The organism is Sphingobium sp. IP1, from assembly GCF_002708645.1.
Classification (GTDB): Bacteria; Pseudomonadota; Alphaproteobacteria; order Sphingomonadales; family Sphingomonadaceae; genus Sphingobium; species Sphingobium yanoikuyae.
This window is the reverse complement of record NZ_NOIW01000156.1, coordinates 1-9,398: the sequence shown is the minus strand read 5'-3', so window position 1 is coordinate 9,398 and position 9,398 is coordinate 1. Positions and strand designations below refer to the sequence as shown.

Genomic DNA, 9,398 nt, shown 5'->3' with positions numbered 1-9,398 from the left:
GATGTGCGCAACGTGACCGACGGCACGCTGACGGTCGATATCTATGACACCGGGACGAAACAGCCGGTCTGGCACGGCACGGCCACGCAGGAAGTCAGCCGCAAGAGCCCCGACCAGGCGACAATCGACAAGGCGGTGACCGCCGTGCTCGCCAATTTCCCGCCGCCGATCAAGCCGAACTGACAGGAGGGGAGCATATGGCCGAATCGCAGGAACCCAGGGGTGCGCCGATCCGCCCGGCCCGCAATGTGGGCGAGCCCGTGCCGCCCATTCCGTCGGTCGACATGAGCGATCCCGAAGGGGCATCGACCGCCTATTCGCATTTCCGCACCGGCCTGTCGCGCCATCGCACGGGCCTGTCGGAACATCGCACCGACCTGTCCGAATATCGCACCGACCTGTCCGGGCATCGCACTGAAATGTCGATGCGCCGGACCGGCATGTCGTTCCAGCGCACCCGCATGAGCGCGGACCGGACCTTGATGTCGGAAATGCGCACGGCGCTGTCGCTGATCGGCTTTGGCTTCACCATCAACCAGGCATTCCAGAAGATGCAGGACGCGGGCAGCATCCAGAATGTCAACGCGCCGCGCAATTTCGGCGTGGCGCTGCTGGTGTTCGGCATCGTGCTGCTGGCTGGCGGGATCGTGCGCCATGTCCAGTTCGCGACCGAATTGCGGGATCGGCGCAAGATCATGACGGAGGATGGGCTGATTCACTCCGACAGCCGCTTCCCGATCTCGGTGACGCTGGTGATTGCGCTGTGTCTGCTGGCGCTGGCGCTGGCGGCGGTGCTGGGCATCGTCTTCAACATCGCCCTGCTGGGCTGAAGCGCGGGCAGGCGGGCGGGGCCTGTGCCCCGCCGCGTCTTAGCTCTGCAGCATGTCCTGCCCGCTATTATAATGGTGCCAGGCCATGATCGCGGCGGCGCCGCGATGCGGCCGCCAGGCTTCGGCAAGGTCGCGGGTCAGCTTCTCGCTCGGCCGCTCGCCCAGGCCCAATATCCGCCCGACCGCGATCTGCACCGCCAGGTCGCCGGCCGGCCAGATGTCGGGGCGGCCTTCGGCGAACAGCAGATAGATTTCCGCCGACCAGCGGCCGATCCCCTTGATCTGCACCAGTTGCGCGATCGCGACTTCATCGTCGGCGGGCAGGGCGTGGAGGTCCAGCGTGCCGTCCACCACCAGTTCGGCCAGGCTGCGGGCATAGCCCTGCTTCTGCCGCGACAGGCCACAGGCGCGCAACGCATCGAAATCGCGCGCCAGCAGCGCTTCGGGTGTGCAGCCCACGCCCAGTTCCGCCTCCAGCTTGCGCCAGACCGCCGCGGCGGAGGCGACGCTGACCTGCTGGCCGACGATGGTGCGCAGCAGCGTCTCATAGCCCGGCTCGCGCACGCGCGGCACCGGATAGCCGACGCTGGCGATCGCCGCGCCGAATGCCGGCTCCGCCGCAGCGATGAAGTCCAGGCTGACGCGCAATTCTTCCGCCGTGCTTACCATGTCCGCCCGTCCAGCCCTTGATTTCGCCGTCGCTGTCGGTCAGAGCGGCGGGGATAAGTCCAAAAGGGATGGGTAGATGCCGAAGCTGATCGTGGTCAACCGTGATGGTGCCGAACAGACTGTTGAGGGGGACAAGGGTCTCTCGGTGATGGAAGTCATTCGCGACCATGGCTTTGACGAACTGCTCGCGCTGTGCGGCGGCTGCTGCTCCTGCGCGACCTGCCATGTCTATGTCGACCCGGCCTTTGCCGACGCCCTGCCGGCGATGAGCGAGGACGAGAATGACCTGCTCGACAGCAGTGATCATCGCAACGAGACCAGCCGCCTGTCCTGTCAGGTCGTGCTGAGCGATGCGCTCGACGGCCTGCGCGTCACCATCGCGCCGGAAGACTGATTTCTTACTTCAGGGCCTGACCCGCAACGTCGCGGCCGGTGCATCGCCGGTCAGCGGCGTGATGGTCCATGTGATGCGCTTGCCCTCCGGCACGGTGGTGGCGCCATCTTCCTGATTCTGGCTGACGATCTCTGCATCGGTGGTCAGCGTGAACGTGCCGTTGAGCGCCTTGGCCGCCGCGTCGCCCGATCCGCCGCCCATGCCGGCCGGCCCCTGGCTCTTGTCGAAACCGTTGGAAAAGCCCGGCGCCTTCACCCGCACCCGATCCGCCCCGCGCATCTCGACCGCGACGAAGGGCAGGACGATCTGCGCGTCGATGTTGAAGGGGAAGAGGAAGGCATGGTCCAGCCTTCCGCTGATCGCATAGTCGATCGCGAATTTGTGATCGCCCAGATACTGGACCGACCGGAACCCTTTTTCCTTGGTGAGCGCGCTCGCCATCGCCTGCATCTGCGCATCGTCGCCGCTGGCCTTGTCGAACTGGGGTTCGGCGGGCGGCGCAGGTGTCTTGCTCTGGCTCTGCGAGACTTTCTGCAGCACGGCCTCCTCGCCCTCGGGCGGGGCGACGCCTTCCAGCGGATCGTCCTCCGCATCGCTGTTCAGGCCGCCCAGCGCCTTGTCCATGTCCGACGCCAATATCTCGCCCTTATAGGCAAAGGCGAAGCTGCGGTCGGCGCGGATGTCGAGCGTGGAGGTGAAACTGCCGGGGGTCACCAGGCATCCGGGCAGCATCAGCAGCGCCGCCAGTGCGCCCGTCGCGCGGGACAATAGGATCATGGCGAACCCCCGTTCGTCTGCGCGACGATGGGAGCGGGGCAGGGCGCCCCACCCACATCGTCGCAAGATGGTGCCCGGCGGCCGCTTACCGGCTGGTGGCGGCGTACAGGGCGATCGCTGCCGCATTGGAGACGTTCAGGCTCTCCATGCGCGGGCTGATCGGCAGCTTAGCGATAATGTCGCAATGCGCCATGGTGTTATGGCGCAGCCCTTCGCCCTCGGCACCCAGCACCAGTGCGACGCGCGATTCGCCGATCGCATCGGCCAGCACGGTGTCGCAATCGCCGTCCAGGCCGATGCGCCAGTAACCGGCTTCGGCAATCTCTTCGAGCGCACGGGCCAAATTCACGACGCGCACCCAGGGCACGGTTTCCAGCGCGCCCGACGCGGCACGGGCCAGCACGCCCGATTCGGGTGGCGCATGCCGGTCCTGCGTGACGATGCACAGCGCGTCGAAGGCGGCGGCCGACCGCAGGATCGCGCCGACATTATGCGGGTCGGTCACCTGGTCGAGCACCAGGATCGGGCGCTGGTCGTCCCGCCCCTGTTCCAGCACGTCGCCCAGCCAGACATCGTCCAGCGGCTCGACTTCGGCGACGATGCCCTGATGCGGCGCATCCGACGGCACCATCCGGCCCATGTCGGCGACGTCGGAATAGACGATCGGCAGAACGGGCGGCAGGTCGAGCGCGCCGATCGCTTCGCGCGTGCCCCATATCTTGCGCACGACGCGGTTCGGATTGGCGAGCGCGGCCGTGATGGCATGGCGTCCGTAGAAGCGGGGGAAGGCGCCTTTCGGCTTGCCGGTACGATGTCCTCTTTTCATGTTTTTGCTCTTTTCACATCACCCCATTGACAGGCAAGCCTCCATTCGCCATTGAGCCGCCTCCAGCGCGGCGGGACAGCAAATTTCCACCGCGTAGGGCACTGGACAGGTGGCCGAGTGGTTAAAGGCAGCAGACTGTAAATCTGCCCGGGTTTCCGTACGCTGGTTCGAATCCAGCCCTGTCCACCACTGCCCTCATCGGCGCGCCGCCTCTTTCGGGTTTCCGGTCCGCGCGCCGCTCCAGCCGAGCCCGTTACCGCAAGAGGAACGCCGCTTGGCCTGGGTCATTCTCGGCATTGCCGTATTCACCGAAATCATCTGGGCATTGAGCCTGAAATGGGCCGCCACTGTCGGCAGCGGGCAGGCATCGGCCGTGCCGATCGGCCTCAGCTTCCTCAACATGGGCCTGTTGGCGCTGGCGATGCGGGATCTGCCGGCGGGCACCGCCTATGCGATCTGGACGGGCCTGGGCGCCGTGGGCGTCATCATCGGCGGCATGATTCTCTATGGCGATCGGGTCAACATGGCCCAGATCGGCTTCATGGCGATGATCGTGATCGGCGTGGTCGGCACCAAATTGTCGGCCCAGGCGTGATTGCTACTCCTGATTCGCGTAACATGATTCGCCCGGTGGCCTGATCGCGGGATCGGGGCGTCGCGCCGCAGGCTTATTGCCGCAGCGCAACAAAAACGGCGGAAGTCCGTTTGTCTTCGGACAAGCCCCGTTCATTCTTCCCCGGTTACGCTCTCTCCCGCATGACTCTTGATCGCCGCGACCTCCTGATCCGCACCCTGGGCGGTGTCCTCGCCCTTGGCATTCCCCGCCGCGCGCTGGCGCAGGCCGACGTCGCCCGCGTCGATGACCTCATCGCGAAGATGACGCTGGAGGAAAAGGCCGGGCAGATGACCTGCCTGGCCGACAGCTTCCGCCCGTTCAACCCACCCAACCCGGCGGCCGGCATCCAGGACGAGAAGCGCCTGGCGGACGAGATTCGCAAGGGCCGGGTCGGTTGCCTGTTCAACGGCATCGGAGTTGCCGGCGGGCGCCGCGCGCAGGAAATGGCGGTCAAGAACAGCCGCCTGGGCATCCCGCTGCTGCTGGCCGGCGACGTGATTCACGGGCTCAAGACCATCTTTCCCGTTCCGCTGGGGGAAGCTTCCTGCTTTGATCCCTTGCTGGTGGAAAAGACCGCGCGAGTCATGGCGGTGGAGGCGACGGCGGCGGGCCTGCACCTGACCTTCGCGCCGATGGTCGATGTCGCGCGCGACCAGCGCTGGGGCCGGGTGGTCGAGGGCGCGGGCGAGGATGTCTATCTGACCGGCTTGCTGTCGGCGGCGCGCATTCGCGGCTTTCAGGGGCGCGATCTGCGCCGCGATGATTCGCTGCTCGCCTGTCCCAAGCATTTCGCCGCCTATGGCGCGGTCGCGGCGGGCCTGGAATATGGCAGCGTCGACATCAGTGACGAGACGCTGCGCGAAACCCATCTGCCGCCCTTCGGCAAGGCCTTTGCCGCCGGCGCGCTCACCACCATGGCCGCCTTCAACGAGATTAACGGCGTGCCCGCCACCGCCGACCGCGAATTGCTGACCGACATCTTGCGCGGCGAGATGCAGTTTCGCGGCTTCGTCTTCTCCGATTACACCGCCGACGAGGAACTGGTCGCCCATGGCTTTGCCGAGGATGAGCGCGATGCCGCCCGTCTCGCGGTGCTGGCCGGGGTCGACATGTCGATGCAGAGCGGCCTCTATATCCGCCACATCCCCGATCTGGTGAAGAGCGGCGCGGTGCCGATGGCGACGGTCGATGTCGCCGTGCGCCGCATCCTCTATGTGAAGACCGCGATGGGGCTGTTCGACAATCCTTATCGCTCGCTCGACGAAGCGGTTGAAAAGGCGCGCATCGGCACGCCCGCTCATCATGCCTTGGCGCGTGAGGCGGCGGCCCGATCGGTCGTGCTGCTCAAGAATGACGGCGTGCTGCCGCTCGATCTCGCTGCCGGGCAGAAGATCGCGCTGATCGGCCCGTTCGGCGAGGACAAGGCCAATCTCTACGGCCCCTGGGCCTTTTACGGCGATCCCGACAAGGGCGTCGACATCGCCACCGGCCTGCGCGCGGCGATGCCCGATCCCGCGAAGCTGACGGTCGAACTGGGTTGCGCGGTCAACGGCCCGATCAAGGACGGGATTGCCCGTGCCGTCGCGGCGGCGAAGGCGGCGGACGTGGTGATCCTGGCAGTCGGCGAATCCCAGGCGATGTCGGGCGAGGCGCAATCGCGCACGATGATCGAGCTGCCGTCCTCGCAACAGGCGCTGGCCGATGCGATCGCCGCCACCGGCAAGCCGGTGATCGTGCTGCTGCGCCATGGCCGCGCGCTCGCCTTGCATGACGGCGTCGCCAATGCGCAGGCCCTGCTCGCGACCTGGTTCCTGGGGTCGGAAACCGGCCATGCGCTGGCCGACATCCTCTTCGGCAAGGTCGATCCCTCGGCCAAGCTGCCGGTCAGCTTCCCCTGGGAAAGCGGGCAGGAGCCTTTCTTCTACGATCGCAAGTCGACCGGCCGACCGACCGTGGACAATGGCAGCACCGAATATAAGGCGCGCTACGCCACCACCGACAACAGCGCCCGTTTCCCCTTCGGCCATGGCCTCAGCTATACCGATTTCGCCCTTAGCGACCTCAAGCTCTCCGACACCGCGCTGCGCTGGGACGGCGCGGTCGAGATCACCGCGCGCCTCACCAACAAGGGCAAGCGCAAGGGCAGCGAAGTGGTGCAGCTCTATATCCGCGACCGCGTCGCCAGCCGCACCCGCCCGATCCGCGAACTGAAGCGCATCCAGCGCGTCACTTTGTCGCCCGGCGATTCCACCCAGGTCCGCTTCACCCTCTCGCGCACCGACCTCGAATTTGTCGGCGCCGGCAACCGCCGCCTCGCCGAACCGGGCCTGTTCGACCTTTGGGTCGGCCAGTCCTCGACCGGCGGCCTGCACGGCCAGTTCACCCTCTACGCGGCATCTCCAACGTCATCGTCACCCCGGGCTTGACCCGGGGTCCCGCTTTGCAAATGTTCGCATCATGGCGCGCGAACGGCAGGGCGGATGGGTCTACATCATGGCCGATCGGTATCGGGGCACCCTCTATGTCGGCGTGACCGCCGATCTTGCTGCCCGAATCCATCAACATCGATCCGGTTCGGGGTCCGACTTCTGCGCCCGCTATGGATTATTCCGGCTTGTGTGGGCCGAGCATGGCGACGACATGCTGAGCTGCATCGCCCATGAGAGGCGCCTCAAACATTGGCGGCGGCAATGGAAGTTCGACCTGATCGAAGGCGCCAATCCGGACTGGCAGGATCTGTTCGACCAGATTGTCTGACGCAGTAGCGGGACCCCGGGTCAAGCCCGGGGTGACGGATAGAGGTGGGCGGCTTCTCCGATCCACCCTCTCTCATAGGAAAATCCGATCACTGTGACGGAATCGATTCGTTTCGATCCGCCGCCGCACAGGACTACCCCTTTTCGCGCCTTGCACAGGCAGAACAGGACAGGGGAGAGAAACATGTCCACGACCCGCATTTCCACATTCGCTTTGGCGTGCGTGCTGCTCGTCAGCCCGGCGCTCGCCGCCGAGACCAAGCCCGCCGCTGCCGCGCCCGCCGTCACCGAAAAGCCCGGCGGCATGACCAACAAGGACTGGTGGCCCAACCGCCTGGACCTCACCGCGCTGCGCCAGCATGAGGCGACCCGCGCCAATCCCTATGGCGCTGATTATGACTATGTGAAGGAATTCAACAGCCTCGACCTCGAAGCGGTCAAGGCCGACATCCGCAAGGTGCTGACCACGTCGCAGCCCTGGTGGCCGGCCGACTATGGCCATTATGGCCCCTTCTTCATCCGCATGGCCTGGCACAGCGCCGGCACCTATCGCGTCGGCGACGGCCGTGGCGGCTCGGACGGCGGCGAACAGCGTTTCGATCCGCTCAACAGCTGGCCCGACAATGTCAGCCTCGACAAGGCCCGCCGCCTGGTCTGGCCGATCAAGCAGAAATATGGCCGTAAGCTCAGCTGGGGCGACCTGATGGTCCTCAGCGGCAATGTCGCGCTGGAGGATATGGGCTTCAAGACCGTGGGCTTTGCCGGCGGCCGCATCGACGCCTGGCAGCCCGACGTCGTCTATTGGGGCCCGGAAACCAAGATGATGGGCACCGAGCGCTCCAATCCCGACGGTTCGCTCAAGCGCTCGCTTGCCGCGACCACCATGGGCCTCATCTATGTGAACCCCGAAGGCCCCGGCGCCAATCATGATCCCAAGGGCGCCGCCGCCGACATTCGCCGCGCCTTCGGCAATATGGCGATGGATGACGAGGAAACGCTGGCGCTGATCGCGGGCGGCCACACCTTCGGCAAGGCGCATGGCGCCAAGAAGCCCGAGGAATGCCTGGGCGCCGAACCCGCCGCCGCCGGCATCGAGGATCAGGGCTTGGGCTGGAAGAACAAGTGCGGCAAGGGCAATGCCGAGGATACGCTGACCTCGGGCCTGGAGGGCGCCTGGTCGGCCACGCCGACCCAGTTCACCACCCAATATATCGACAATCTGCTGAACTTCGACTGGGTGAAGACCAAGAGCCCGGCCGGCGCGACCCAGTGGATACCGACCGATCCCGCCACCGCGCAGATGGTTCCCGACGCGCATCTCAAGGACAAGCGGCACGCGCCGATCATGTTCACCACCGACATCGCGCTCAAGGAAGATCCCGGTTTCCGCAAGGTACTGGAAAGCTGGCAGAAGGATCCCGAGCTGTTCAGCAAGGCCTTCGCCCGCGCCTGGTTCAAGCTGACCCATCGCGATCTCGGCCCGCAGGCCCGCTATCTCGGCAAGGACATTCCGTCCGAAACCTATAGCTGGCAGGATCCGCTGCCCAAGGCGAGCTTTGCCCCCGTCAGCGCCGCCGATCAGGCGAAGCTGAAGGCCGCCGTGCTGGCGTCGGGGCTGACCGGGCCGGAACTGGTGCGCACCGCCTGGGCCTCGGCCGCGACCTTCCGCAGCACCGACATGCGCGGCGGCGCCAACGGCGCGCGCCTGCGGCTCGACCCGCAGCGGGGCTGGGCGGTCAATGACCCGGCCGAGCTGAACAAGGTGCTGACGAAGCTGACCGCGATCCAGAGGGATTTCGCCAAGTCCGGCAATCAGGTGTCGATGGCCGACCTCATCGTCCTGGGCGGTAACGCCGCGGTCGAGCAGGCGGCGCAGAAGGGCGGCTACAGCATCACGTTGCCGTTCACGCCGGGGCGGGTCGACGCCGCGCAGGCGCAGACCGATGTCGCCTCCTTCGCCTATCTGGAGCCCAAGGCGGACGGCTTCCGCAACTGGTATGGCCCCAGGGCGGAGGTCAGCCCGGCCGACGCGCTGGTGGACAAGGCCGATGCGCTCGACCTCACCGTGCCGGAAATGACCGTGCTGGTCGGTGGCATGCGGGCGCTCGGCGCCAATAGCGGCGGATCGAAGAATGGCGTGCTGACCACCCGTCCGGGCACGCTCAGCAACGATTTCTTCGTCAATTTGCTGACGATGGACACGGTGTGGAGCAAGTCGGCGACGCCGGGCCTCTATGACGGCAAGGACCGGGCCAGCGGCGCGGCGAAGTGGACGGCGACCCCGGTCGACCTGATCTTCGGCTCCAATTCCGAACTGCGCGCCGTGGCCGAAGTCTATGCCGAGGATGACGCGAAGGAGAAGTTCGTCACCGACTTCGCCGCCGCCTGGACCAAGGTCATGAACGCGGACCGCTTCTGAAAATGAGCAACCCGGCGGCGCACGGCGTCGCCGGGTTCTGCGTATTAGATTGGCCGCAAACGACCAAGAGCCGCCATGTTCCCCCTCCCGCAGGCGGGAGGGGGTTAGGGG

Annotated in this window: 10 protein-coding genes and 1 tRNA gene; 8 read left to right on the top strand and 3 right to left on the bottom strand. The window is 66.2% G+C overall.

The annotated features are described in order from the left end of the window. Together CG471_RS27620 and CG471_RS27615 are read left to right on the top strand one after the other, a co-directional pair. On the top strand, positions 1–183 hold a 183-nt coding region (locus CG471_RS27620; RefSeq protein ID WP_143560293.1), incomplete at its 5' end, for a DUF4136 domain-containing protein. A 14-nt stretch (positions 184–197) separates the two neighbouring features. Further along, complete coding sequence (locus CG471_RS27615) at positions 198–830, top strand: YidH family protein (protein WP_004210268.1); 633 nt, start codon at positions 198–200, stop codon at positions 828–830. A gap of 39 nt (positions 831–869) precedes the next feature. Here the strand turns inward: CG471_RS27615 and CG471_RS27610 are convergent, their stop codons facing one another. Beyond that, positions 870–1,499 (bottom strand): DNA-3-methyladenine glycosylase, encoded by a 630-nt coding sequence (locus tag CG471_RS27610; protein ID WP_004210270.1) that lies wholly within the window; start codon positions 1,497–1,499, stop codon positions 870–872. A 76-nt stretch (positions 1,500–1,575) separates the two neighbouring features. Between CG471_RS27610 and CG471_RS27605 the strand changes: the two genes are divergently transcribed. Beyond that, entirely contained in the window at positions 1,576–1,893 is a 318-nt protein-coding gene (locus tag CG471_RS27605) for a 2Fe-2S iron-sulfur cluster-binding protein (protein ID WP_004210272.1), read from the top strand. Positions 1,894–1,902: 9 nt separating this feature from the next. On the opposite strand, the gene CG471_RS27600 is transcribed toward CG471_RS27605, so the two are convergent. Together CG471_RS27600 and rlmB are read right to left on the bottom strand one after the other, a co-directional pair. Next, positions 1,903–2,670 (bottom strand): hypothetical protein, encoded by a 768-nt coding sequence (locus CG471_RS27600; protein ID WP_099234426.1) that lies wholly within the window; start codon positions 2,668–2,670, stop codon positions 1,903–1,905. 85 nt (positions 2,671–2,755) lie between these two features. Further along, the gene (rlmB, locus tag CG471_RS27595) at positions 2,756–3,496 is read right to left on the bottom strand and encodes a 23S rRNA (guanosine(2251)-2'-O)-methyltransferase RlmB (protein ID WP_004210274.1); all 741 of its coding nucleotides are present in this window, start codon (positions 3,494–3,496) and stop codon (positions 2,756–2,758) included. A gap of 103 nt (positions 3,497–3,599) precedes the next feature. Here rlmB and CG471_RS27590 point away from each other — a divergent pair. The 5 genes from CG471_RS27590 to katG all read left to right on the top strand — a co-directional run bounded on the left by CG471_RS27590 (position 3,600) and on the right by katG (position 9,287). After that, a tRNA-Tyr gene (locus CG471_RS27590) sits at positions 3,600–3,685 on the top strand. Between the two features lie 85 nt (positions 3,686–3,770). Then, the gene (locus tag CG471_RS27585) at positions 3,771–4,091 is read left to right on the top strand and encodes a multidrug efflux SMR transporter (protein WP_099234425.1); all 321 of its coding nucleotides are present in this window, start codon (positions 3,771–3,773) and stop codon (positions 4,089–4,091) included. Between the two features lie 161 nt (positions 4,092–4,252). After that, a complete protein-coding gene (gene bglX / locus CG471_RS27580) occupies positions 4,253–6,538 on the top strand; it encodes a beta-glucosidase BglX (protein WP_099234424.1) in 2,286 nt (761 codons plus the stop codon). A 31-nt stretch (positions 6,539–6,569) separates the two neighbouring features. Further along, positions 6,570–6,869 carry a GIY-YIG nuclease family protein gene (locus CG471_RS27575; protein ID WP_099234423.1) on the top strand — a complete coding sequence of 100 codons (300 nt, stop codon included), beginning with the start codon at positions 6,570–6,572 and terminating at the stop codon, positions 6,867–6,869. Between the two features lie 183 nt (positions 6,870–7,052). After that, positions 7,053–9,287 (top strand): catalase/peroxidase HPI, encoded by a 2,235-nt coding sequence (gene katG / locus CG471_RS27570; protein ID WP_099234422.1) that lies wholly within the window; start codon positions 7,053–7,055, stop codon positions 9,285–9,287. Positions 9,288–9,398: the final 111 nt, after the last annotated feature.

Coding starts and splice junctions, on each gene's coding strand:
- CG471_RS27615 (WP_004210268.1), top strand. CDS start 198: ATGGCCGAATCGCAGGAACCCAGGGGTGCGCCGATCCGCCCGGCCCGC.
- CG471_RS27610 (WP_004210270.1), bottom strand. CDS start 1,499: ATGGTAAGCACGGCGGAAGAATTGCGCGTCAGCCTGGACTTCATCGCT.
- CG471_RS27605 (WP_004210272.1), top strand. CDS start 1,576: ATGCCGAAGCTGATCGTGGTCAACCGTGATGGTGCCGAACAGACTGTT.
- CG471_RS27600 (WP_099234426.1), bottom strand. CDS start 2,670: ATGATCCTATTGTCCCGCGCGACGGGCGCACTGGCGGCGCTGCTGATG.
- rlmB (WP_004210274.1), bottom strand. CDS start 3,496: ATGAAAAGAGGACATCGTACCGGCAAGCCGAAAGGCGCCTTCCCCCGC.
- bglX (WP_099234424.1), top strand. CDS start 4,253: ATGACTCTTGATCGCCGCGACCTCCTGATCCGCACCCTGGGCGGTGTC.
- CG471_RS27575 (WP_099234423.1), top strand. CDS start 6,570: ATGGCGCGCGAACGGCAGGGCGGATGGGTCTACATCATGGCCGATCGG.
- katG (WP_099234422.1), top strand. CDS start 7,053: ATGTCCACGACCCGCATTTCCACATTCGCTTTGGCGTGCGTGCTGCTC.